We start from the raw sequence: 22,120 nt of genomic DNA, 5'->3' as shown, positions 1-22,120 counted from the left end.
AGTCTCTCGCCATCAAGTATCTTGACATCGAGAATAACTCCCGGCAGGCTGCCCTGGTCTGTATATATCTTGACGTCGAGATACCCGGGGGTGAGCGGTGCGCCGCAGGTCAGGGAGCGGAAGCGCGCGGAAGCGGAAGGGCCAGGGCGGGAGCGAGGGCCGGGGCGGGGCGGGGCTGCTGGCCCAGTTGCGCCATCCGCCGGGCGGCCGGAACGCCCGCATCATGCTGCTCGCCCTGGCCGTCGACCGCACCGGCTCCGGCCTGTGGGCCGCCTCTTCGGTCCTCTACCTCACCTTCGTCACGCATCTGAGTCCGCAGCAGATCGGTGTGCTGCTCGGGGTGGCCGGCGTCGCGGGCATCGCAGGGTCGCCCCTGGCCGGACGCCTGGCCGGCCGCTTCCCGGTCCGCCCGCTGCTGATCGGCTGCCACCTGCTCCGACTGGTGACCCTGACCCTGGTGCTCACGTGCACCGGCTTCGCGGCCCTGCTCCCCGTCATCGCGGCCACCTATCTCGGCGACCGGTCGGCGAAGACACTGGAGATGCTGTTCGCCACCCGAACGGCCGGTGAACGTCGCGCCGCCTACCAGGCGTTGTCCCGCAGCGCGGCCAACGCCGGTTACGGCGTCGGCGCGGGGCTGGCCGCCATCGGGCTGGCCCTCGGCACCACGGAGGCCTACCGGGCGATGATCCTCGCCAACGCGCTGTCCTTCGTCGTCGCCGCGCTCCTGGTCCGCCGCACCCGCGAGCCACGGGACACGGTGACGGTGGAAGTGGCGAGGAACGAGGCGCCCGGCACCGCCCCGGCGGCCCCCCACGGGACCGCCTCTCCCAGGAGCCCGTGGCGGGACCGCGGATACCTCCGCTTCGTCCTCCTCGACATCCCGATGAACCTCGACGACTCCGTCCTCGGCGTAGGCCTGCCGCTGTGGCTGGTGAGCAGCACGTCCGCGCCGCACGCCCTCGTACCGGCCGTCCTGGTCATCAACACCGTGCTCGTCGTCACGCTCCAACTGACCATCTCCAACCGGGCGGAGGGCCCGCACCGCGTGCTGCGGACGGTCGCCCTGTACGGAGTCCTGATGTTCGCGTGCTGCGCCCTGCTCGCCGCCGCCACCCGGTGCGGGACCTGGACGGCCGCGGTGGTCCTGCTCGCGGCGGCGGTCCTGGTCACCCTGGCGGAGCTGATGCGCTCGGTGAGCTCCTGGGAGCTGGCCGTCCTGCTCGCACCGCCCGACGCGCGGGCCGCGTACCTGGGCGTGGCCGGCATGTCCCAGTCCATCCAGAAGTCCGCCGGGCCGCCGCTGCTGACCGGCGTCGTGATGGCGGCCGGACCGGCGGGCTGGCTGGTGCTCGGGACGGTCGTCGCGGGGCTCGCGTACGTACAACGACGCACCTGCGAGCGGCGGTTGCGACCTCTCGCGCCGCCCGCGCCGGACCGCACGTCGGCGGCCGTCCCGCAGCACCGCCCGTCCTGAGACCCCGCCCGCCCACCCCGGCAACGAGCCCTCGGAGGACGGCTCCACGCTGTGGCGACGCTGCCCGCGCCGGACCCGACCCGCCATCACGCGTGTCGCCCGCCTCGGGCAACTCGCGCATGGCGTCGGGCCGGCCTTGCCGTCGCCACGCGAACGATCCGCGCGGCAAGCGACTCCACAAGTGAGGACGAAGTCATGGAACCCCGTTTCGACCTGTTCGCCAACGAGCTCGGCGCCAAGATCAGCAAGCGGCTCTACAACGTCAGCCTGGCGATCCAGCAGTCTCCGCTGCCCCAGCCCACCCAAGAACTGGTCATGCTGCGACGCATGGTCGAGGGGTCCACAAGAGCGTGCTCGGATAGGGGTCGGCCCGGTGGGCCGTTGTCGGGGTTTTCGTCAGTTCGTGAGGGCGGCGAGGTTGCCGGGTTCGTAGGGGCCGCCCTGGTTTCAGACTATGACGCCGACGCGGTTCGCGGCGTTGATCACGGCGATCAACGGCGCTGGTTCTCCGGATCGACGGCGAGATCGACACCGTCGTGGCGGTGCGCATCGACGAGGGCCTCATCAGCGGGTTGTACGCCGTGCGCAACCCGGAAAAACTGTCGCGCATGGAGCGGGGAGACCACCCTGCGCCGCTGACCGAGCCCTCGCCCGCGCCGAACCGAAGACCAGCTTTGCCCCGACTCACCCATCCGCACCTGGACCGAGCACCCGGCCAAGGCCGCCTGACGGTCCGCTTCCCTTCCGTCGGCTGTTGCCGGGGCGGTCCGGCGGGTAACCCGGGCGCTGCGGCCCCTCGGGCGCCGGCGCGGTCCCCGGCTCGCCCATCCCGTCCGGGCTGACCCCCACCACCCCGTCCCTCGGTTCCCTGACAGGCAGCTCACCAGGGAACCGGGCCGTGCTCGTCGAAGAAGCCGCCGGTCGGCCCGTCATCGGGCAGCGTGGCGAGCCGGACGACCACGGCCGCGCCGTCGGCCGCGGTGCGGGTGAGGCCGGGGAACGCGGTGGTGAAGTCGGTCGCACACGGCCCCGGATCGGCGGCGTTGACCAGGATGTTGCGGCTGCGCAGTTCCTTGGCGTACTGCACGGTCAGCGAGTTGAGTGCGGTCTTGGACGGGACGTACGCGGCCAACGGGGGCCGGGTTGTGAAGTAGTCCTCGGGATCGGTCATCCGGGCGATGGAGCCCAGTCCACTGCTGACATTGACGATCCGGGCGGCGGGGGAGCGGGCGAGCAGCGGCAGCATCGTGGTGGTCACGCTGATCACGCCGAACACGTTGGTCTCGAACACCTCGCGTACAGCGGGCAGTTCGACACTGCCAGGGCTTTGGGCGGCGAGGTCGCCAGAGATGCCGGCGTTGTTGACCAGGATGTCCAGCCGGCCAAAGCGCTCCTCGATCCAGCGGGCGGCGGACAGGACGCCGGCGCGGTCGGTGACGTCCAGGGGGACCGGGTACACCCGCGGGCCCAGGTCGGCTGCGGCTGCCGCACCGCGGTGCGGGTCGCGCGAGGCCAGCAGGACGTTCGTCCCGAGCGAGGCGAGCCGGGCTGCGACCTCGCGCCCGATGCCCTTGTTGGCACCGGTGACCAGGGCAGTCGTGGTTTCTGTCATGCGTTCAGCCAACCACGGGGGCGGCCGGGAGTTCCAACACCAACCAGGTACGCAGCGATACCGTGCGGGTATGGAAAGACTGGAGGTCCGCGAGCTCGTCTACTTCACCGCTGTCGCCGAAGAACTGCACTTCGGTCGGGCGGCCGCCCGGCTAGGGATGACCCAACCGCCGCTTTCCCGCGCCATTCAGCAGCTCGAACGACGCCTGGGCGTAGCCCTGTTGGAACGTGGCAGTCGCCGGCTCGCACTGACCGAGGCGGGGGCCGTCCTGCTCCGCGAGAGCCGTACGGTGCTCGACGCCGCGTCGGCCGCGGCACACCGCACCCGGCGGGCCGGCCGCGCCGACCCGCGTCTGGTCCTGGTCATCAAGCCGGGCGGCGACGGTGGCCTGCTGCCCGCGATCCTCGACGCCTATCAGACTGAGCCGGGTGCGCTGCCGGTCGAGCTGGTGTGCAGCTTCGGCGAGCGTGAGATCCTCCTGCGGGAGGGTCGTGCCGACGCCGCCCTGCTCCACCGCCCCCACCACGACCTCACCGGCCTGGACACCCAGGACCTCCTGACCGAGACTCAACTTCTCGTGATGCCGAGTTCGCATCGCCTCGCGGGCCGTACCCGAGTTCGCCTGAACGACCTCGCCGGGGAGCCGCTGCCGCGCTGGCCGGGCGCACCTGAGGGTGACCCACCCGGCCCCGAGATCCACGACCTCGGGCAGCTTCTCCACCTCATCGCCTTGCGCCGCATGGTCGCCGTCCTCCCCTCCTCCATCCGCGACCAGCTCCGCGACGACCTGGTCGCCGTCCCAGTCGATGATGCCGAGCCCACCACGCTCGTCCTCGCCTGGCCCGAGCACGCCACCTCCCCAGCCCTGGCCGCCTTCGTCCGCGCGGCCGCCACCGTCGCGGGCAAGGCGACGGGCCACGGCGGGTAGAGCGGGGAGACACGCGGGGTGAGAGGCGCCCTCGCTCATGCTCGCAGGCGTGCGAACACTCCAGGACGCCCTCACGGCCACCGTCGAGATCACACCTGGCGGCAGAACGACGGGCACCGGACGGCGAACCAATTACGCGGTCGACAATCCGAGCCGACCCACTAGGAGTTGCGCCGGGCGCGGGCGACGAGCACGAACGCGATGATGCCGACGACGATCACGGCGAGCACGATCCCCAGGATCAGCCCGCCGCCGAACCCGCCGGAGCCGTGCTTCCGCCGCTTCTTGCTCCTACTTTTGCTTTTGCTCTTGCTCGTGGCCTTGTACGTGTGCGCGGCCTCGCGCACACCGGTGTGGACGGCTGCGGCCCCCTCCACATGCCCCGCGTTCTGCACCGACGCGGTACGGGAGACGGCGGCGGCGGGCGTGGCAGCGGATGCCGCGACGGGCGCGCCGCCGATGAGTACGCCCGTCAGGAACAGGGCGGTGAGAACGGTGCGGGTACGCGTACGAATCATGGCGAAAGGACCTCCCCCGAAGTCGCCGAAGCCTCGGCTTTGCGCACCGTACGGCATACGTTTGAGCCGCCACCAGACAACGACGGAGGTGTTCTCGCATGCGGATCGGCACAACGATCTTCCTCACCGACGAAACGATCACACCGGTGCGGCTCGCGCACCAGCTTGAGCAGCGGGGATTCGCCGGGCTCTATCTTCCGGAGCACACGCACATCCCGGTGAGCAGGGAAACTCTTTACCCGGCGGGCGGCGACCTCCCGCCCGAGTACGGCCGCACCCTGGACCCGTTCGTCGCCCTCGCGCAGGCCGCCGCGGTGACCGAACGGCTGCACCTGGGCACCGGAATCACGCTGATCACCCAGCACGACCCGATCGATCTGGCCAAACAGATCGCCACCCTCGACCACCTCTCCGGCGGCCGCTTCACGCTGGGCCTCGGCTTCGGCTGGAACGTGGAGGAAGCGGCGGACCACGGTGTGCACTGGTCGACGCGCCGGGAGCTCGGCCGTGACCGGATGGCGTTGATGCGCGCCCTGTGGTCGGCCGAACCGACGGCCTACGAGGGTGATTTCGGCTCGGTGCGGGCGAGTCACGCCTACCCGAAGCCCGTCCAGGAGCCGCACGGCCCGCTGGTCGGCCCGCGCACCCTGATCGGCGGCGCGGCCGGCCCGAAGCTGTTCGCACACATCGCGGAGTACGCGGACGGCTGGCTGCCGATCGGCGGCCGGGGTCTGACGGAGTCCGTGCCCAAGCTCCGTACGGTCTGGGAGGCGGCGGGCCGCGACCCGAAGGACCTCCAGGTGGTCCCGTACGCGGTCCTCCCGAGCCCGGGCAAGCTGACGCACTACGCGGACCTGGGCATCGAGGAGGTCGTCCTCCAACTGCCCCCCGCCGCCGAACCGGAGGTCCTGCGGACGCTCGACGCGTTCGCGGAGTACCTCTAGGGCGGCAGGCCCCGCCCTTCTCGTCCTCGACGCGCCCGGTGACGCGTCGAGGGCGAGTCGGGGGTTGGTCGCGCCCGCTCCGCGCCGGAGAAGGGCCGGAAACCGCGTTCCCGACCCCTCGTCCGTTCATCCGTCCGGCATCGGGAGCGGCCACGCCCAGACCACATCGGCGGCATCCCGCTCCCTGAGGATGCGCCGGTGGCGTGATGCTTCGCGCTTCGTTCCCGAGTTGACCGGGCGGTACCGGACCCAGTCCAGCGGGACGATGTGGAGCGCCAGCGTCTCCCGCGCGCGTTCCTGATCGACCGAGTGCGCGAGCACCACGGCGAAGCGCTGGATGGACCACACGCACTCCCAGCGCCCTCCGTTGATGACGGCTCCGGCGGCGATGAGCTTCCGGCCGTACCCCTCGTCGGGATCGAGGTCCATCTCCGCGTGGAAGAAGTCCCCGCCATCCCCGATCTTCGCAGGGAATCCCGGCCTTCAGGCCGGGCGGGAATGCGATCTCGTGGCTGCTCTGACGTGATGGTCAGAGCGGACGTTTCTGCTGCTCGATGTACTGCTTGACGATGCTCAGCGGTGCTCCGCCGCAGGACCCTGCGAAGTAGGACGGGGACCAGAAGCGGCCGTGCGTGATTGCTCGGTTGGTGCGGCCGCTGAACTCCTGGCGCAAGTACCGAGAGGAGACCCCTTTGAGGGAGTTGACCAGTTTGGACAGCTGGACCTTCGGTGGGTAGTGCACCAGAAGGTGGACGTGATCATCCTCGCCGTTGAACTCGCGCAGCTCCGCCTCGAAGGACCGACAGACGTCCCGCATGATCTCTTCGCAGCGGGTCAGCATGTCGTCGTTGAAGACACCGCGCCGATACTTGGTGACAAACACCAAGTGCACGTGCAAGTTGAAAACGACATGATTTCCCCTGCGAACTTCGGGATCGGTTTCCCAGCGCGGTGACATTCACCAAGGGTAGTGTGTTGGACAAGCCGGGCGAAGGGGGTGGGCTGGTTGATTCGTGCGTACAAGTTTCTCTTACGGCCCACCGTGGGGCAGGCGATCGCGCTGGGTGAAATGCTGCGTGATCACTGCTCGCTCTACAACGGTGCGTTGCAGGAACGCCGTGACGCCTACCGCCACCCCTCGAGAACGAGCATCAAGTACGGGATGCAGTCCGGACAGCTCAAGGACATCAGGGCCTTCGACCCCGAGCGTCAGGGCCGCTGGTCGTTCAGCTCCCAGCAGGCAACCTTGCGAAGGCTGGACAAGGCGTTTACCGCGTTCTTCCGTCGGGTCAAGGCAGGGGACAAGCCCGGCTACCCGCGCTTTCGCGGGGTGAATTGGTTCGACACGGTGGACTTCCCCCGGGACGGGGACGGGTGCCGCTGGGACTCGACCCCGCACGACCCGGTCACCCGGGTCCGCTTCCAGGGCGTCGGGCACGTCAGGGTCAACCAGCACCGGGCGGTGCTCGGCACGGTCAAGACCGTCAGCGTGAAACGCGAGGGCCGCAAGTGGTTCGTCGTACTCACAGCCGAACAGGCCGTGCCCGAGCCACTGCCCGCGACCGGCTCCGACATCGGAATCGACCTCGGGATCGCCTCGTTCCTCACCGATTCCGACGGCACCCACATCCCCAACCCGCGCCACGCCCGCAAGGCCGCCGCCAGGCTGGAGGCCGCGCAGCGGGCGCTGTCTCGGTTCCCACGATGCAGGGCCAAGGACCGCACCCGCAACCATCAGCGGGCGGTGGAGAAGGTGGGAGCCCTGCACGGCAAGGTGCGGCGTCGGCGGCTCGACCACGCACACAAGACCGCGCTCACCCTGGTCCGCGCGCACGACTTCATCGCGCACGAAGACCTAAAGATCCGCAACATGAGCAAGGCCCCCGCACCGAAGCCCGATCCCGAGAGGCCGGGCGTGTTCCTGTCCAACGGGGCTGCGGCCAAGGCCGGGCTGAACCGTTCGATCGCTGATGCCGGTTGGGGGGTGTTCCTGACGATCCTGAACGCGAAGGCTGAGAGTGCCGGGCGGGAAGTGATGGCCGTGGACCCCCGCAACACCTCCCGGCGGTGTCCCGCATGCGGGCACACCGCGAAGGAGAACCGGCCCACACAGGAGAAGTTCCACTGCGTCGACTGCGGCCACCGGGCTCATGCCGACGAGGTCGGGGCACTCAACGTTCTACGGGCCGGGCTGGTCCGTCGCAACGCCAACACGGCATAGCGAGAAGCCCCGCCCTTCAGGGCGGGGAGGAGTCACAGAGGTGGACGCAGTGGCGCTCGATGCTGCTCCGCATGCCGGACAGGCGCCCGGCCCCTGCGGAACCGCCGTCCTCCCGCCCATGGGCCACCGCGAGCGGGAAGATCGCGTACGGGCCCCGGTCGATCACGGGAAAGCCCAGGTCCGCCCACTGAGGGGTCTTCTCCGAGTAGCGGTGACCGAGCACGCGCTCAAGCTCCCGCATGATGGCCAGGCCGTCCGAGATGTGCTCCTGTTCCTGGTCGGTCAACGGTCCCCACCTCCTCCTCCCCGGAGTTCTGCACCCGAGGTCAACGGTGCCCGCCATGCGCGTGGGCGGCGATCAGTTCGTACATCGTCGCGGCCGGCAACGCCGGGTTGGCTGCGGCCCGGTGTCCGAGCTCGGGGTCGTCGAGGAGCGCGGCGATCCGGTCCTGTGGCAGCCGCGGGTGGCGTGCCGCGTCCGCGCGGACCTGCGGATCGGGGTCGCGGGTGAGACGGTCGGCGGTGTCCGCGCGTACCTCGGGGTCGAGGAGGGCCAGCCGCCGGACCGCAGGGTCTTCGTCGCCTGCGAACCGGGCGAGCCCGGCGCGGGGGAAGTTGCCGTGCCCGGTCAGATGCCACCGGTCGCGGCCGGTGTACTCCAGGAAGCAGCGGAGCAGCAGCGCCGCCGGGGCGTCCGGATGGTTCTGGCCGAGCAGGACCCGTACCCCGAGGTCGGGGTCGTCCGCCAGGAGCGCGACCAGGTCGGCGGGGAGGTTCGGCCGGCTGGCGGCCCGCCGCCGAAGAAGCGGGTGGGCGGACAGTGCGAGGGGGCGGCTCTCCTCCGGGTCGGGCAGCAACTCCGGTTCATAGGAGGGGAAGTGGCTGTACGCGTCGTCCTGTTCCACCTCGTAGTCGATCGCGGCGCGTTCCGTCTCGCTCAGCGCCGGATGTACGGAGAGGGCGAGGCGCACCTCAGGGTCGGGATCCACGGCAAGGGCGCGGCGCTCGGACGGTCCCAGATCGGGCCGCTCGGCGACGCGGGCCCGCACCTCGGGATCGGGGTGTGCGGCCAGCAGCGCCACGGTCTCCGGCGGGATGCTGTCGTTGGCAGCGATCAGCCGAGGGTTCTGCGGCAACGCCTCCGCCACGACATCCGGGGCGAGCGTCCCGTACATCAACAGGTGAGTGCGCGCGTGGCAGTTCTGCGCGGGCAGGTCCTCCCGAACCGCGTCGGGGTCGCGGAGCCGTTCGTACCAGCCTCTGCTGGAGCCGGCCGCCGCCCGTACGTCCGGGTCCGGGTCGGCCAGCAGGGCGTCCCGGACGCCGGGTGTCAGGGAGTCCCAGGAGAGGCGGCCGATCCCCATGCAGCGGACCTTCGCAGAGGGATGAGCGGTCATCGCCCGCTGGAGACCGGGCGAGATCAGCCGGTTGAGCTCCCAGAGGTGGTCGCTTTCGTACGTCTCGATGATCCGCACGATGGTCCGGTCCGGCAACGGCGGGGGCAGGCAGATGTCGTCGGCCCGGGGCTCCCGGGCCAGATGCCCCCGTACGAGATAATGCGGATCGTCCACCAGCCGTGCCCGCTGCTCCGGATCGGCGTACGGGTTCCGGGCGAAGAGGCTGCGCGTGCGCGGGTCGGGGTGGGACACGACCGCGTCCACCACGGGGCCGGGCAGCACCCGGTCACGGGCCAGCACCATCCGCGCGGCGTCCGGCCCGTCCTCGAGTATCCGCAGCAGGAGTCGACGGGCGCGGCCGGATTGAGCGCCACACCGGACAGTCGCTGCTCGGCCGGCCCGGCGGCTTCCCATATCTCTTCAGGAGTCACGGCGGAATGCTCCCATGTGCCCCACGCAGGAGCGGCCCGCCGCCGTGTCCGGGTTGCGCTTGCCGTTGCGTCAACTCCTACGGTCAAGTGTGTGGCCGGAGGAACCGGCCCGGTGAGGGGAGGCACGGCCATGGCCTGGTCGATCGCGGAGGTCGTGCGGATGTCCGGGGTGACGTCCCGGACACTGCGGTACTACGACGAGATCGGCCTGCTGCCGCCTGCGGGATTCGGAAGCAATGGGCACCGCTCCTACGAAGAGGCTGACCTGCTGCGCCTGCAGCGGATTCTGCTGATGCGGGAGCTGGGCCTGGGGCTGAGCGAGATCCGGCGCGTGCTGGATGAGCGCACCGACCCGGTGAGCGCACTGCGTGAGCACCACAGGCGGCTGTGCGAGGAGCGTGACCGGCTGGACACGCTCGTCAGCACCGTCGAGCGGACCATCACCGAACTGGAGGAAGGGAAGGGCGACCACGACATGGCGAAGATCAGCAGGCCGGAGAACCTGTTCGAGGGCCTTGAGCACACCGCCGAGGAAGACGCCGAAGTGCGCGAGCGCTGGCCGAAGGCGTGGGAGGAGGCCCGCCGGTCCAGGGAGACGATGACCGACGCGGACCAGGAGGCGTGGCAACGCGAGGCCACCGCGCAGATGATCCGCTTCGCGGAATTCATGGTGGCGGGCACACCGCCCGACGACCCGGCGGTGCAGGCGGAGACGGCTGCGCACTACCAGGCCATCTGCCGGTTCTGGACGCCGAACGCGGAGGCCTACGTGGGCCTCGGCCGGATCTACGTCGACGACCCCCGGATGCGGGTCAACTTCGACCGGGTCGCCGACGGCCTGGCCGCGTACCAGCGTGACGCGATGGTGGCCTACGCCGAAGCCCGTCTGAGCTGACCGGCGGGCTACGCGGAGCCTTCGCAGTCGTCGCACCTGCCCGGTTCGGGTGCCCGGAACCCTCGATCGCAGCCGTCGCAGTTCTGCATCGGCACGGGCCGGTAGGCGGCGGGGAGGGTCTGCCCGGACGGCAGGGACACGGTGAGCCGGTACCTCACCAACTGCGCGGGGAACCGCACGGGCCGGGGTAGTTCCTCGGTCAGTGCCTTGCGTACGTCGGCGGGCGACGCGTCCCGCTCGAACCAGGCGGCGACGCCGGGTGCGAGGTAAGCGATCTGGGCGTCGGTCAGGCTGAGTTCGGCATCCTGGTGCTTCAGTCGGGCGAGGAGGAGAGCGGCGGCCCGGAGGAACTGCGGCAGGGGATTCTGCGGCTGCGGAAGTGGCCGACGCGAGGCCTTCTTGGCGGTGGGCGCGGGGACACGGGGGAGGGGAGCTGGGTCTGCGAGCGGCGCCGGGGCAGGGGGCGGTGTCGGAGCCGAGCGGGGCTTGCGGGGTGCGACCGATTGGGCCTTGCCGCCAGCGGCGGGGTCCGGGTGGTTGTACGACACGGTGCGGGTGTAGATCCGCCCGTCCGGCGAACGTTCCCGGGTCCGCTTGAGGTAGCCGTGCTGCTCCAGCTCCCGCAGGGCGCCCGCGATGCGGTGCTCACTGTCGGAGGGCAGACGGGCGGCGAGGGCCTTGATGCCGATCCTGGCGCCCGGCGGCAGCGACTGGATGTGCAGGGCCAGGCCCCGGGCGGCGAGCGAGAGCTCGCGGTGCTGGCTGAGGTGGTTGCCGACGACGGTGAAGCGGTCGGCGTGGCGGACGTTGACGTGCTCCACACCGCGTGGCGGGGCATATGGGGTCGCGATAGCCTGCGAGGCATCCATCAGGAAGCGTTCTCTTCCTCGTTGGTCAGGCCCCCGCCTCGGGATTGCTGTCCCGGCGGGGGCCGTCAGAAGTCTTGATTTGGTGCGGCGAGCATATGCCAGGCAACCCGGTGGAAAGCCAGCCCAGTTGGCGAACCTCACCCGTGCGGGTGACGGGGGCGCCGGTGAGGTTGGGTGGGTATTCAGTTCTCTCCAAGAGCCTTTAAAAGCCTTTACGTCGTGGGCCACCGCGACGCGGCGGACCGGGTCGCGGATTCCCGCGACCCGGTGGCGTGCGATCCGGGTCAGCCCCGGGAGGCGTAGGCGACGAAGGCGGACCAGGCGGCGGGGGCCACGTCGACGTGGGGGGCCTGGAGGTTCTTGGAGTCGCGGATGTGGACGGTGGCGGGGGAGGCGGCTACCTCGATGCAGTTGCCGCCTTCGCCGTCGCTGTAGCTGGACTTGCGCCAGGCGTAGGCGACTTCGACGCAGGTTCCACCCTCGCCGCCGCTGTAGCTGCTTTTGAACCAGTGCAGTTGCTCGGTGTTCATCGCTCTCCCAGCATCTTCTCGATGAGTGTCAGGGACTCCCTCGGGGTGAGAGCCTGCGCTCGGATGATTCCATAGCGCTCAGCGAAGACGCTGACTTCATCCGGTTCGGTGACCAGCCGGGGGTAGCCCTGCACTTCCATGTATGCGACCTGCGGACGTCCTCTGGGAGTGAGCAGAGTGAAGGAGCCACCGAGGCTCGGGTGCTCCTCACAGTCGGTCGGCATTACCTGCAACTGAACGGTCCGCATGAGGCCAACCTGGCGGAGCCTCTTCAGCTGTTGCCGTTGAACACCCCGCCCTCCGACTGGTCGCTGCAACGCCGACTCTTCGAGTACGTAGCTAAAGGTGGGGGCAGGCCATCGTTCGAAGATCTGTTGCCGCGCAATCCTGTCGGCCACCCTCTTCTCAATGGTGGCCTCGTCCAGAAGCGGCCGCCTCTGCGTGAAGACGGCACGCGCATAGTCCTCGGTCTGAAGCAGGCCGGGGACTGCCTGACTGCTGTACTCGTGCAGGACGACTGCCTCCGCCTCTGTTCGCGCATAGTCCCGGAACCAAGCCGGATGCCGCGTCCGCGTCCGGGCCAACGCTTCCCGCACCTCGTCGGCGGCCGCTGCCAGCACCCCGCCCCCACCGAGCACGTGGTCGACGCGCTCAAGGAAGTCCGGCTGAGGCGTCCGTACGCCCCGCTCCACCGCCGACACCAGGTCCTCCCCGCAATGCGCCGCGAGGCCCAGCTCCCGCTGGCTCATGCCCGCACGTTCGCGCAGGACCTTGATCTGTTTGCCCAGCGCCCTGAACAAGTGCGCCGTACCGTCCGACTCGGCCGGCCGCTCCGGCCGCTCTTCGCGTTCCGCGTTCGCCATCTGCCCCGTACCGCCTCTGTCCGTCAGGTCACGGCCCGACTGGCCCGTACAGCCGGCGGGGAGGTCCCGTACAGCTTCACGGCGTCGTGGTGTCACTCCTGGTCAGCGTACGATCACGCGGCCACGCTGAGTCACATGAAAGCCGAAATCACCCTTGCGGGCGCCGAGTTCGTCCAACGCCTCAGCTCCACCCACCGTGGTGCCCGGCTCGCGCGCAGGCTCGCGGTGCATCAGCTGGACGAGTGGGGTGTGCCGTACGGGAGCGAGCTGTCGGACGATGTAGCGGTGATCGTGGCCGAGCTGGCGACGAACGCGGTGGTGCACGGGTCCGTACCGGGACGGGACTTCGAGCTGCGGCTGACGATCGGTGCGGCCGGGCTCCGTATCGAGGTGTCCGATGCGCGCGGGGAGCGACGGCCGGAGGCGTGCGAACGGGAGCCCGGTGCGGAGGCGGGGCGCGGCTTGCGACTCGTCGAGGCGCTCGCGGAGAAGTGGGGCGTGGCCGAGCGGGTGGTCGGGAAGACGGTGTGGGCGGAGTGCCGGACCGGCGGCTTCGCGCCGTAGACAGACGGTCGTGGGGGGAGGGCCTGTCACGCGCCCATCCCGGAAACGCCGCGACGGCGGTTGCTGAAGGTGCCCAACCGAAGGGGGCGAGGCCATGGCCGGGTCAGCGTACGTCGGGGGCGGCGTCCTTCGCCCTCACGCAGGCGTCCTCGAAAGCCGTCAGGCTGATCTCACTGTTCTCGCCGAAGGTCTGGTACGTGGCGACCACGGTCCAGCCACGCTGCTTGAGGACCGTCTGGCGTGTGTGGATCGCCCTGTCGCCCCGGTCGTTGCGTTCCGTCTCTGTCCGGGTTTCCTGCCAGTCGCGCTCGCGCAGCTCGTTGACCGCCGCCTTGTGGCGGTCGACATCGACCGGAGTGGCCTCGGTTCCGAATCCTTTGAAGCTGACGGCGCACGATCGTGACGAGTCGGCGGGGGCATCTTCGTACCCGCTGCCCCAGTCAGGTGCGTTCGCGGGAATGCCCGCCTCGGCGGCCGAGGTCGTGACGTCGCTGCGCACGATGTCTTTCGTGAGCGGCCCGGTGCCCTTGGGGCGGGGCGGTGTCGATATCGGGGTGGCGGCCCCCTCGGTGCCCGCGTCGCTCGTGCCGCAGCCTGCGGTTCCGAGCGCGACGACCGCTATCGCTACAGCGGCCCACTTCGTCCTGCGCACAGTCGTACCCTCCCGAGCCACAGGGGCCGTGCGCCCCGCGAACAGGAGAGGAGTGTGCCACGGGGGAGGGCAGCGTCGGCACTGACGCCTGGCTGCTCCGCCTACGGGAGAACCGGGCGCCCGCTCCTGAATGTGGACGGGGATGCCGTGGACGGGGAGCGTGGGGCACCCCGGGCCACTCCACCCGAGGCCGCCTGTTCGAGCCTGCGGTCCCGTACCTCCTGCCCACTACACCTACGCCATACTGATGCGCCGGAGACACAGGGGGAGGCGCACAGCGCATGGAGTACGGGGCGGACGGCGCGGGCTTGCCGCAGAGCATCGGCGGGTACGCCGTGGAGCGGGAGTTGGGCGCCGGCGGGATGGGCGTCGTCTATCTGGCGCGTTCGCGGGGCGGGCGTGCGGTGGCCGTGAAGGTGGCGCGCTCCGAGCTCGCGACCGACCCGCACTTCCGGGAGCGGTTCCGTGCCGAGGTCGAGGCCGCGCGCAGCGTGGGCGGCTTCCACACGGCACCGGTGGTGGACGCGGACCCGGCTGCGGCGGCGCCCTGGCTGGCCACGGCCTACATACCCGGGCCGACGCTCTCCGCCCTGATCGAGGCCGAGGGGCCGATGGACGAGGCACGGCTACGGCGACTGGGCGCTGCGCTCGCCGAGGCGCTGGTGGCGATCCATCGCTGCGGGCTGGTGCACCGCGACCTGAAGCCCGGAAACATCATCATGGCGTCGGACGGGCCGAGGGTCCTGGACTTCGGCATCGCGCGGGCGTTGGAGTCGACCCGTCTGACGGCCACCGGGGTGGCGTTCGGGACGCCGGGGTTCCTGGCGCCCGAGCAGGCGCAGGGGCAGGCGGTCGGCGGAGCGACCGACGTGTTCGCGCTCGGCGCGGTGCTCGTGGCGGCAGCGGGCGGCAGCGCGTTCGGGGCGGGCACCCCGATGGGGCTGATGTACCGGTCGGTGCACGAGGCTCCGGATCTGACGGTGGTGCCGGACGGCCTGCGGGCGATCGTGGCGTCGTGCCTGGCCAAGGAGCCCGGCGGACGGCCGACGCCCGAGCGCCTGCTGGACCTGTTCGCGCCGGGCGGCGCCGCGTACTCCCCGACGCTGGCGGTGCCGCCGCCGCCTTCCTACGCGCCGTCCGGGGGCGTCCCGTTCCACCAGGCACCCACCGGATTCGGTCCGCCGAATTACCCGGGGCCCGACACCGGGGACGACCTCGACTTCATGGCGGTCAGCTCGGACAGCTTCCTGCTGGTCGATGCCTCGGGGGTCGAACTGGGCACGCCCGCCGGTGAAGTGCGGTTCACCTGGGCGGACATCCATACGGTCGAGTACGCGGCCTTGAGCCCGAAACACCTCGGGGTGACCGTCCGCCTCCGCAACGGCGCCGCCTACCCGTGCGTGCTGGCGGCCCGCAAGCGAGCCCGGCTCCGTGAGTGGCTGGCGGACCTGCCGCTGATCCTGGAGTGCTTCAGTTAGTCCCGAGCGCCTCGGCCACGAAGCGCATGTGCGCGGGAGCGCAGCCGATCATGATGTCGGCCTGCCCGTCACGGCATTCGGCGAGTTGCCAGTAGGGAGGGACGGTCCGCGGATCCGTTCGCGCCCGGCGGCGGATCCGCTGTATACGGATCTGCTCGGTCGGCAGTGTGCCGCGCCGGAGCTCCTTCACCTCCGTGGGCGATACGTGCAGAGCGGTGCGGGAGGCGGAGATGAAGACGGGGACCGGTCGGCAGTACGGGCGGTCGCCCAGGATGTACGCCTGGAAGGTCACTTCGCCGCCTCGCGCGAAGGTGCGCTCCTGGGCTCGTTCCCGGCGTCGTTCGGGGAGCGCTGGGACCAGTAGCTGATCTGCGACGAAGGAGAGCAGGGATGCGATCACTGGGACGGCTTCACATGCCTTCCACACTCGGGCCGGGGCCGCGCCACGGGGCCTGTCGGCCACGGTCCCAAGGTTACGGCCATGGTGGCGGTAATCAAGGGCGGAGCCCTTTCCAGTAGCAACCGCCCCCACCTGTGGTGGCACCTGGGCCGGGCGCCGATGGCGCCCCGCTCAGCGGAGACCGCGCTTCGCGCGTTCCGCTTCGATCAGCTCCTTCATGAGGTCCTCCGGGTCCACCACGTACTCGGTGTCATCGAGGGCGTCGAAATCCTGGGTGCTCAACGGCAGGCCGAGCGCGGCAAGTTCGGCGGCCAGTCGTGTGAACGCCACGCGCTCGTCCGGCTCGTCCTGGTAGCCGGCCTGTTCGGCTGCGGCTCCCTCGGTCAGGGTGAGGCCGACCGGGCGCCAGTAGGTGAACTCGGTGTCCAGTTCCACGAGGCGCCAGGCGCGGTCCGCGGGTTCGTCGGGGTGCAGCCAGTAGCCCACCCACCCCTTGCCGCCCTCCGCCACGAGCTTGACGTACTGGGACATCTCCGCAGCTGCGGCGTTGACCGCCCGCATCTCCGGGGCCGCGAGTTCCTCCGCGCTCAGGTAGCTGGTGTCCAGGAGCGGGTGGGCCGCTCCCGCCTCGAAGAAGTCGAGGTGGAGCAGAAGGGCGAAGGCGGTGTGGCCCTCCCACTGCGCCACCAGCAGCACGCGCAGGTCGTCGGGTACCGGACGGCCGTCCAGTCGCTCGCGGGAGAACTCGGCGAGCTGTGCGTCGTACATACGCCCTCTCCAGAAGGTGAACCAAGATCCTCGCGTCAACGTAACAGCGGTGTCCGACAAGAGGCGTGGGCATGCGCCGACGACGGCGACGGGCCGGGGTGGGTGCGAGGCGCTCCGGGCCCGACGCGGCGGCGGCCGTTGTCAGCGGGCGGCGTGACAGTTCTCAGACGACGTCGAACTCGTTGCCCTCGGGGTCCTGCAAGGCGGCGGCGTAGAACCCCATGTCCGGCTCTTCCCTGATCCGCAGCACGGTGGCGCCGGCTTTGACCAGCCGATCCACCGTGGTCCTCACCCGTCGTGTGCGGACGTCCAGGGGGACGTCGCGGCCCCCACCGACCTTGAGGTCGAAGTGCCACCGGTTCTTGGCGGCCTTCGGCTCCGGAACCTGCTGGAACCACACCCTCGGCCCCTGCCCCGAGGGATCGATGATCGACTCCGGTACGTCGCCGGCGCCGGTCGGCAGCTCTTCCCCGGGCACCCCCGCTGCCGCCCAGTAAGCACGCCACGTGGCGTGTCCGCCCGGCGGAGGCTCGGCGACGTATCCCAGGGCCTCCGCCCAGAAAGCCACCATTCTCTGCGGATCGGAGCAGTCGATCGTCAGCTGCACTGTCATCTCCATGCGCGGAGCATCCCAGCCAGGTCTGACAGCCGATCCGCCTCGCACCGGTCCTCAGAAGCCAGAAGCCAGGAGCCGGCACGACGCCCGGCCGCGACGGGGGCACACCGCTGGGGCGGTAGGAGGTGGTGCCTCCCCAGAGGAGCGAGACGGCGCACCCGGTACTGGGCGAGGGCCAAAGCCTCTGTCCGTGTCGCGGCCCGCACAGCCGCCTCTTCTCGCTGTGCTCATCTTTCCGCTACCACCGTTGCGTAATTCGGTGGCGCGGGCTACCTTCGTTTTACGAGACGGTCGTAGCGATAAGGGGTGGGCTCATGGAACAAGCAGTCCGGCGCGGGCGGCCACGCAGTGAGGCGGCGGATGCCCGAATCGCCGGTGCAGCCCTGGCGTTGCTGCTCGATCGCGGGTACGACGCCTTCTCGGTCGACGAAGTGGCGGTGAAGGCCGGCGTCGCCAAGACCACGTTGTACCGGCGGTGGCCCACCAAGGATCACCTCGTCGTCGCCGTCGTGGCGCGGATGCAGGACGAGGTCCCCGTCGACTATCGGGGCGACGTGCGCGCCGATCTCACGCGCTACCTGGGCGCGATCGTCGACGGCCTCAACCGGATGCGGCTTGCCGGGCGTCCCGCGGCGGCCGGTGACACGTCCGCCGGGCTCGTCGCCGAGGTCGCCGCCGCCGCCGCGCGCCACGCGGACATCGGCTCCGCCGTGCACGCCATGTTCGTCCGGCGCAACGCCCTGGTGCTCCGGCTCATCGAACAGGCGCGGGACGCCGGTGAGTTGCACGAGGACGTCGAGGGCGAAGTGCTCTTCGACCAGTTGGCCGGTGCTCTGTACTACCGGCTGCTCATCACCGGCCGACCCATCGACGCCGCGTACGTCGACCGGCTCGTGACCGGCGTGCTGCGGGGTGCCGCCGCCTGAAGCCGGGCCATTCCGCCCCCCCCCGCCATGCCCGCTGATGGAGAGGAAGTCCGACTGTGACCACCGCTTTACCGACCCAGCCGACCGATACGCCCCCGGCCCCCGCCCGGCGCCGCAGGCGCCGCGTACTCCTCGGGGTCACAGCGGCGCTCGTCGCCCTGCTCTGCGGCTACACGGCGTGGAGCAACACCCACCCCGTCCGGCTGACCGCTTCCATCGAGATGGAGGCGTCGCCCGACGAGGTCTGGCAGGTGCTGACCGACCTGGCCGCCTATCCGCAGTGGAACCCGTTCATGACCTCGACGGAGGTGACCTCGAAGGGCGGTCGTCTCGAAGAGGGCGCGACCCTGCGCAACGTGATGCATGACAGGACCGGGGACACCGTCTTCACGCCGGAGGTCCTGACCCTGGAGCCGGGCCGGGAGCTGCGGTGGCTCGGGAAGATGGGGCCCGGCTGGATCGCGGACGGGGAGCACCGGTTCGTGATCGAGGAGATCGGGGGCGGCCGGGTCCGCCTCACGCAGAGCGAGTCGTTCACCGGGGTCGCGGTGCCTTTCGTCGAGGGGCAGTTGAGAGCCGACACGCTCCCGCAGTTCCGTGCGATGAACGAGGCCCTGGCCCGGCGGGTCGAGGCGGTGGGGCGGGAGTGACGGGTCGCCCCGGCCATCGGGGCCGCGCCGACGGCCGGGGCCCGTCCCGTCACGGCAGGGGACCGTCCAGGATGCGGCCCACCAGGTCGGCCACCGCTCCCTCGGTGCAGGCCGCGACCACGATGTCCGCGGCCTTCAGGACCTGCGGGTGGCCGTCGCCGACCGCCGCGCCCAGGCCCGCGAGGCTGATCATGCCGGTGTCGTTGGGGTTGTCCCCGATAGCGGCGATCCGGGCCGTGTCCATGCCGTAGTGGGCGGCCAGCTCCCGCAGTGCGGCCTCCTTGCCGGCGCCGGGAGGCAGCACCTCCAGGTACGTGTCCTCCGACTGGACCAGCAGGGCGTCCGGGCAGTGGCGGGTCACCAATTCGGCGAGCGGGGCGGGGTTCCGGCCGTCGGAGATCAGCATCACCTTGGTGGGCGGGCCGTCCGGAGGGTCGGGGAGCAGCGCGATGCGGTCGCGGCGCGCGTAGTCCGTCAGGGCCGGGGCGGGGCGCAGGATGTGGGCGTCGCCCCCGCTGAAGGCGACCGCGCCCACGCCGTCGGGGAGGGCGGGGACGACCAGGGCCCGGAGGTGGGGCCAGACGGCGCCCAGGTCCAGGTCCACGAGGTGGGCGCCGGTCCCGGGGTCGGTGATGCGGGCGCCGTTGTAGAGGATCATCGGGGTGTCCAGGCCGAGTTCGCGGTGGTACGGGGTGGCGGACTCCTCGTTGCGGCCGGTCGCGATGAACACCGTGCCGCCGCGGTCCCGGTAGCGGCGCAGCGCCTCGACGCTGCGGGGGACGAGGCCCAGGTCCCGGTCGACGAGGGTGCCGTCGAGGTCGGTGACGATCCAGGCGTGGCTCAGGTCGGCGGCGCGGGGGACGGTCATCCGTTGGCCCCCGAAGCGGCCCGGGCCGTGTACCAGGTGGTGAACTCCCGTAGCGCGGTGGGCTCCAGGTCGCGCGTGTGTGCCGCGTAGCACGGCTGGTCCCAGCCGGGGTGGCCGCCGAAGGGGACGTATGTGCCGCCCGCCTGCTCCACGAGCAGGTGGGCGGCACAGATGTCCCACGCGTTGACGGTCGTGCCCAGGGCCGCGTCGCACCAGCCCGCGGCCACGTGGGCGAGGGTGAGCGCGGCGCTGCCCGTGCGGCGGACGGTGCCGTAGCGGGAGACGAGGCCGGCGAACCGTACCGGGGACTCGGGGTCGCCCGACGCGAGCTCCCTGCTGTTGGGGAAGCCGGTGATGAGGAGGGCGCGGGCCTCGTCCGTCGTGCCCGTCGATGCCAGCGGGCGGTCGCCGAGGCGGGCGCCGGAGAGGTCGGCGGAGAAGACGTGGCCCGCGATCGGGTCGACGACGGCGGCGGCCACCGGGCGGCCGTCGACGACGGCGCCGATCGCGGTGCAGAAGAACGCGAGGCCGTGCGCGAAGTTCGCGGTGCCGTCGATCGGGTCGACGTACCAGGAGATGCTGCCGCTGCCGTCCCGGCGGCCGCCCTCCTCGCCGATGACCGTGCTGTCGGGCACCTTGCCGAGGAGGGCGTGGCGGATGCGCTCCTCGGCCCGTCGGTCGTGTTCGGTCACGGGGTCGTGCTCGTCGCGCTTGAACTCCACGTCCATCCGGCCGCGGAACGCTGCCCGCAGGTCGGGTGCGACGGCGAGCGCGGCCTCGACCGCCACGGTGCGCAGATGGGCGGAGAGTTCCTCGGTCTCGGTCATGCGTGTTCCCCTCGGTCGGCGGTCTCGGTCGTGCGCGTTCCGCCTCGGTCGGCCGTGTCGGGCGCGGTCAGTGCGGAGTGGAGGAGGGCCAGGAGTCCTTCGCCGTCGTGGACGACCGTGTCGGGCTGCGGGTGTGCGGTGGGGTCGAGGCGGTCCTCGGGGCGCATCAGGACCGTGCGTCCGATGCCCGCCCGTATCCCGCACACCACGTCGCGGTCGTAGTTGTCGCCCACGTACCAGCAGTCCGCCGGGTCCGTGCCCAGCGCCCGGGCGGCCAGCAGCACCAGCTCGGGGCCGGGCTTGCGGTGGCCGGTCTCGTCCGAGTAGACCTGCACGCCGAGGTAGGGCGCGAGGCCGCCGGCCGCCGCCATCTCGCGGTTGAGCGCGCCGACCAGGGTGTTGCTGACGATGCCGGTGCGGATGCCGTGCTCCGCGCAGAGGCGGAGCACGTCGACCATGGCGGGGTCGTGGGTCTTGTCGCTCTCGGCGAGGACCAGGGCGCGGCACAGCCCGGTCGCCTCGGCGCTCACGGCCGCGCGGGCCGGTCCGGGCCAGTCGGCCGCGATGAACTCCGCCCACAGCTCGCGGTGGGTGACCTCGCGCGGGGCGGTGGAGCGGGCGGTGCCGTTCTTCCAGTTCCCGTACGCGGCCCGGCCGGCCCGGATGTCCTGGAGGACGCGGCCGCGGTCGAGGCCGGTCAGGCCGCCGGCGAGGGCGAGCACGTGGTCGGCGAACGCGGGGAGGCGCTCGGGGCGTTTCACCGACCGGGCCAGGACGCCGCCGTGGTCCAGGAGCAGGGCGCGGGGAGGGAGCAGGGGGAGGGGAGGGTGCGGGGCGCGGGACGGGCCGCCCCTCGCCCCGGGGTCACGCGGCATCGTCCGCCTCCGGGCCCGGCCGCGTGAACGTGGCGATCAGCAGGTCGCGGAGCTCGTACGGGTCGGCGACCACGGCGTCCGGCTCGACCCGGACCACGTACGGGCGCTCGTACGTGCCGCGGGCCTCCATCAGGACGCTCGCCCCGACCCCGGCGCGGCGCCCGCACAGCACGTCGCGGTCGAAGTTGTCGCCGACGTACCAGGTCCGGGCGGCGGGGACGTCGAGGGCCCGGGCCGCGAGGTGGATCATCTCGGGGTTGGGCTTACGGACGCCCGCCTCGTCGCTGTAGACCTGAAGGGCGAAACGCTTGTCCAGGCCGGTGTTCCGCAGGTAGTCGCGGTGCACGGAGCCGCTCAGGGCGTTCGAGACGATGGCGACCGGCAGGCCGAACCGGTCGGCCGCGTCGAGGAGTTCGCCCATGCCGGCCCGTGTCTCGCGGTCCTGGCGCAGCTCCCCCTGGCGGTGGCACAGCACCGGGGCGTGGGCGGTGACGAAGGCGCGTGCGGCGGGGGGCCAGTCGGCGGCGACGAACTGTGTCCAGTAGCGGTGGGCGGTCATCTCGACGGGCGCGGCCGGACGGGACATCGCGTTCTTCCAGTGCGAGTCGGCGGCGGCCGCCGCCCTGAGGTCGCTGACGATGTCGTCGTGGCTCAGCTCGTGGCAGCCCGCGGCCCCGAGGTCGTGGTGCAGTTCGGCGGCCAGCTCCTCGGTCCAGGAGGGGCGGTTGGTGGTGGCGACGACGACTCCACCGAAGTCGAGCAGCAGAGCTGCGGGGCGGATCAGCTGGTCCACGGTGCGGTGATCTCCTTG

Annotated in this window: 26 protein-coding genes and 1 pseudogene; 10 read left to right on the top strand and 17 right to left on the bottom strand. The window is 71.1% G+C overall.

The window, feature by feature from the left end; genetic code table 11:
- The first annotated feature begins 97 nt into the window (after positions 1 to 97).
- Both ACFYPA_RS27720 and ACFYPA_RS27715 read left to right on the top strand, forming a co-directional pair.
- Positions 98 to 1,477, top strand: a complete 1,380-nt coding sequence (locus ACFYPA_RS27720; RefSeq protein ID WP_359315365.1) for an MFS transporter — start codon at positions 98 to 100, stop codon at positions 1,475 to 1,477.
- Between the two features lie 497 nt (positions 1,478 to 1,974).
- Positions 1,975 to 2,116 (top strand): annotated as a pseudogene (locus tag ACFYPA_RS27715) (RNA polymerase subunit sigma-24); the annotation flags it as partial.
- Between the two features lie 241 nt (positions 2,117 to 2,357).
- On the opposite strand, the gene ACFYPA_RS27710 reads toward ACFYPA_RS27715, so the two are convergent.
- Positions 2,358 to 3,089 carry an SDR family oxidoreductase gene (locus ACFYPA_RS27710; protein WP_389134819.1) on the bottom strand — a complete coding sequence of 244 codons (732 nt, stop codon included), beginning with the start codon at positions 3,087 to 3,089 and terminating at the stop codon, positions 2,358 to 2,360.
- Between the two features lie 70 nt (positions 3,090 to 3,159).
- Between ACFYPA_RS27710 and ACFYPA_RS27705 the strand changes: the two genes are divergently transcribed.
- Positions 3,160 to 4,017: a LysR family transcriptional regulator gene (locus ACFYPA_RS27705; RefSeq protein ID WP_389134818.1), complete on the top strand. Its 858-nt coding sequence runs from the start codon at positions 3,160 to 3,162 to the stop codon at positions 4,015 to 4,017.
- 161 nt (positions 4,018 to 4,178) lie between these two features.
- On the opposite strand, the gene ACFYPA_RS27700 is transcribed toward ACFYPA_RS27705, so the two are convergent.
- Positions 4,179 to 4,535 carry a hypothetical protein gene (locus ACFYPA_RS27700; RefSeq protein ID WP_389134815.1) on the bottom strand — a complete coding sequence of 119 codons (357 nt, stop codon included), beginning with the start codon at positions 4,533 to 4,535 and terminating at the stop codon, positions 4,179 to 4,181.
- Positions 4,536 to 4,633: 98 nt separating this feature from the next.
- On the opposite strand from ACFYPA_RS27700, the gene ACFYPA_RS27695 reads away from it, so the two are divergent.
- Positions 4,634 to 5,479 carry an LLM class F420-dependent oxidoreductase gene (locus tag ACFYPA_RS27695; RefSeq protein WP_389134813.1) on the top strand — a complete coding sequence of 282 codons (846 nt, stop codon included), beginning with the start codon at positions 4,634 to 4,636 and terminating at the stop codon, positions 5,477 to 5,479.
- A gap of 126 nt (positions 5,480 to 5,605) precedes the next feature.
- Here the strand turns inward: ACFYPA_RS27695 and ACFYPA_RS27690 are convergent, their stop codons facing one another.
- Positions 5,606 to 5,908, bottom strand: coding sequence for a hypothetical protein (locus ACFYPA_RS27690; RefSeq protein ID WP_389134810.1), 303 nt, complete (start codon positions 5,906 to 5,908; stop codon positions 5,606 to 5,608).
- Positions 5,909 to 6,008: 100 nt separating this feature from the next.
- On the bottom strand, positions 6,009 to 6,437 hold the full coding sequence (gene tnpA, locus ACFYPA_RS27685) for an IS200/IS605 family transposase (RefSeq protein WP_389134807.1): 429 nt from the start codon (positions 6,435 to 6,437) through the stop codon (positions 6,009 to 6,011).
- Positions 6,438 to 6,485: 48 nt separating this feature from the next.
- Here tnpA and ACFYPA_RS27680 point away from each other — a divergent pair, with 48 nt between their 5' ends.
- A complete protein-coding gene (locus tag ACFYPA_RS27680; RefSeq protein ID WP_389134805.1) occupies positions 6,486 to 7,700 on the top strand; it encodes an RNA-guided endonuclease InsQ/TnpB family protein in 1,215 nt (404 codons plus the stop codon).
- Between the two features lie 16 nt (positions 7,701 to 7,716).
- On the opposite strand, the gene ACFYPA_RS27675 is transcribed toward ACFYPA_RS27680, so the two are convergent.
- Both ACFYPA_RS27675 and ACFYPA_RS27670 read right to left on the bottom strand, forming a co-directional pair.
- Positions 7,717 to 7,986 (bottom strand): hypothetical protein, encoded by a 270-nt coding sequence (locus tag ACFYPA_RS27675; RefSeq protein ID WP_389134803.1) that lies wholly within the window; start codon positions 7,984 to 7,986, stop codon positions 7,717 to 7,719.
- Between the two features lie 40 nt (positions 7,987 to 8,026).
- Complete coding sequence (locus ACFYPA_RS27670; RefSeq protein ID WP_389134801.1) at positions 8,027 to 9,400, bottom strand: hypothetical protein; 1,374 nt, start codon at positions 9,398 to 9,400, stop codon at positions 8,027 to 8,029.
- Between the two features lie 258 nt (positions 9,401 to 9,658).
- Between ACFYPA_RS27670 and ACFYPA_RS27665 the strand changes: the two genes are divergently transcribed.
- The gene (locus ACFYPA_RS27665; RefSeq protein ID WP_389134928.1) at positions 9,659 to 10,423 is read left to right on the top strand and encodes a MerR family transcriptional regulator; all 765 of its coding nucleotides are present in this window, start codon (positions 9,659 to 9,661) and stop codon (positions 10,421 to 10,423) included.
- Positions 10,424 to 10,431: 8 nt separating this feature from the next.
- Here ACFYPA_RS27665 and ACFYPA_RS27660 read toward each other — a convergent pair whose 3' ends face one another.
- The 3 genes from ACFYPA_RS27660 to ACFYPA_RS27650 form a co-directional block, all read right to left on the bottom strand.
- Positions 10,432 to 11,292 carry a helix-turn-helix domain-containing protein gene (locus tag ACFYPA_RS27660; RefSeq protein ID WP_389134799.1) on the bottom strand — a complete coding sequence of 287 codons (861 nt, stop codon included), beginning with the start codon at positions 11,290 to 11,292 and terminating at the stop codon, positions 10,432 to 10,434.
- 284 nt (positions 11,293 to 11,576) lie between these two features.
- Positions 11,577 to 11,822 (bottom strand): DUF397 domain-containing protein, encoded by a 246-nt coding sequence (locus ACFYPA_RS27655; RefSeq protein ID WP_389134797.1) that lies wholly within the window; start codon positions 11,820 to 11,822, stop codon positions 11,577 to 11,579.
- Positions 11,819 to 12,685 (bottom strand): helix-turn-helix transcriptional regulator, encoded by an 867-nt coding sequence (locus ACFYPA_RS27650; protein WP_359315346.1) that lies wholly within the window; start codon positions 12,683 to 12,685, stop codon positions 11,819 to 11,821. The genes ACFYPA_RS27655 and ACFYPA_RS27650 overlap by 4 nt, the downstream gene beginning before the upstream one ends.
- A gap of 135 nt (positions 12,686 to 12,820) precedes the next feature.
- Here ACFYPA_RS27650 and ACFYPA_RS27645 point away from each other — a divergent pair, with 135 nt between their 5' ends.
- A complete protein-coding gene (locus ACFYPA_RS27645) occupies positions 12,821 to 13,249 on the top strand; it encodes an ATP-binding protein (protein WP_389134795.1) in 429 nt (142 codons plus the stop codon).
- Positions 13,250 to 13,352: 103 nt separating this feature from the next.
- On the opposite strand, the gene ACFYPA_RS27640 is transcribed toward ACFYPA_RS27645, so the two are convergent.
- Positions 13,353 to 13,901, bottom strand: a complete 549-nt coding sequence (locus ACFYPA_RS27640) for a hypothetical protein (RefSeq protein WP_389134792.1) — start codon at positions 13,899 to 13,901, stop codon at positions 13,353 to 13,355.
- A 281-nt stretch (positions 13,902 to 14,182) separates the two neighbouring features.
- Here ACFYPA_RS27640 and ACFYPA_RS27635 point away from each other — a divergent pair, with 281 nt between their 5' ends.
- A complete protein-coding gene (locus ACFYPA_RS27635) occupies positions 14,183 to 15,379 on the top strand; it encodes a serine/threonine-protein kinase (RefSeq protein ID WP_389134790.1) in 1,197 nt (398 codons plus the stop codon).
- Here ACFYPA_RS27635 and ACFYPA_RS27630 read toward each other — a convergent pair.
- From ACFYPA_RS27630 to ACFYPA_RS27620, 3 genes are all read right to left on the bottom strand, one after another.
- Positions 15,372 to 15,779 carry a hypothetical protein gene (locus tag ACFYPA_RS27630; RefSeq protein ID WP_389134788.1) on the bottom strand — a complete coding sequence of 136 codons (408 nt, stop codon included), beginning with the start codon at positions 15,777 to 15,779 and terminating at the stop codon, positions 15,372 to 15,374. The two genes, ACFYPA_RS27635 and ACFYPA_RS27630, sit on opposite strands and share 8 nt — an antisense overlap.
- A 171-nt stretch (positions 15,780 to 15,950) precedes the next feature.
- Complete coding sequence (locus ACFYPA_RS27625) at positions 15,951 to 16,547, bottom strand: hypothetical protein (protein WP_389134786.1); 597 nt, start codon at positions 16,545 to 16,547, stop codon at positions 15,951 to 15,953.
- A 163-nt stretch (positions 16,548 to 16,710) separates the two neighbouring features.
- Positions 16,711 to 17,166: a VOC family protein gene (locus tag ACFYPA_RS27620; protein ID WP_389134783.1), complete on the bottom strand. Its 456-nt coding sequence runs from the start codon at positions 17,164 to 17,166 to the stop codon at positions 16,711 to 16,713.
- Positions 17,167 to 17,477: 311 nt separating this feature from the next.
- Here ACFYPA_RS27620 and ACFYPA_RS27615 point away from each other — a divergent pair, with 311 nt between their 5' ends.
- Both ACFYPA_RS27615 and ACFYPA_RS27610 read left to right on the top strand, forming a co-directional pair.
- A complete protein-coding gene (locus ACFYPA_RS27615) occupies positions 17,478 to 18,089 on the top strand; it encodes a TetR/AcrR family transcriptional regulator (protein ID WP_359085773.1) in 612 nt (203 codons plus the stop codon).
- Positions 18,090 to 18,145: 56 nt separating this feature from the next.
- A complete protein-coding gene (locus ACFYPA_RS27610) occupies positions 18,146 to 18,739 on the top strand; it encodes an SRPBCC family protein (RefSeq protein ID WP_389134780.1) in 594 nt (197 codons plus the stop codon).
- Between the two features lie 49 nt (positions 18,740 to 18,788).
- On the opposite strand, the gene ACFYPA_RS27605 is transcribed toward ACFYPA_RS27610, so the two are convergent.
- Genes ACFYPA_RS27605 through ACFYPA_RS27590 form a run of 4 tightly spaced genes read right to left on the bottom strand, consistent with a single transcriptional unit; the run spans position 18,789 to position 22,102 of the window.
- Complete coding sequence (locus tag ACFYPA_RS27605) at positions 18,789 to 19,607, bottom strand: HAD hydrolase family protein (protein ID WP_389134778.1); 819 nt, start codon at positions 19,605 to 19,607, stop codon at positions 18,789 to 18,791.
- Positions 19,604 to 20,434, bottom strand: a complete 831-nt coding sequence (locus tag ACFYPA_RS27600) for an inositol monophosphatase family protein (protein ID WP_359354135.1) — start codon at positions 20,432 to 20,434, stop codon at positions 19,604 to 19,606. The genes ACFYPA_RS27605 and ACFYPA_RS27600 overlap by 4 nt, the downstream gene beginning before the upstream one ends.
- Positions 20,431 to 21,309, bottom strand: coding sequence for an HAD family hydrolase (locus ACFYPA_RS27595; protein WP_359354137.1), 879 nt, complete (start codon positions 21,307 to 21,309; stop codon positions 20,431 to 20,433). The genes ACFYPA_RS27600 and ACFYPA_RS27595 overlap by 4 nt, the downstream gene beginning before the upstream one ends.
- Positions 21,299 to 22,102, bottom strand: coding sequence for an HAD-IA family hydrolase (locus ACFYPA_RS27590; protein ID WP_359315325.1), 804 nt, complete (start codon positions 22,100 to 22,102; stop codon positions 21,299 to 21,301). The genes ACFYPA_RS27595 and ACFYPA_RS27590 overlap by 11 nt, the downstream gene beginning before the upstream one ends.
- Between the last annotated feature and the right edge of the window lie 18 nt (positions 22,103 to 22,120).

The sequence above is a fragment of the Streptomyces sp. NPDC005775 genome, from assembly GCF_042871565.1.
Lineage (GTDB): Bacteria > Actinomycetota > Actinomycetes > Streptomycetales > Streptomycetaceae > Streptomyces.
Note: the sequence above shows the minus strand (reverse complement) of the source record. Positions and strands in the feature narration are given on the sequence as shown.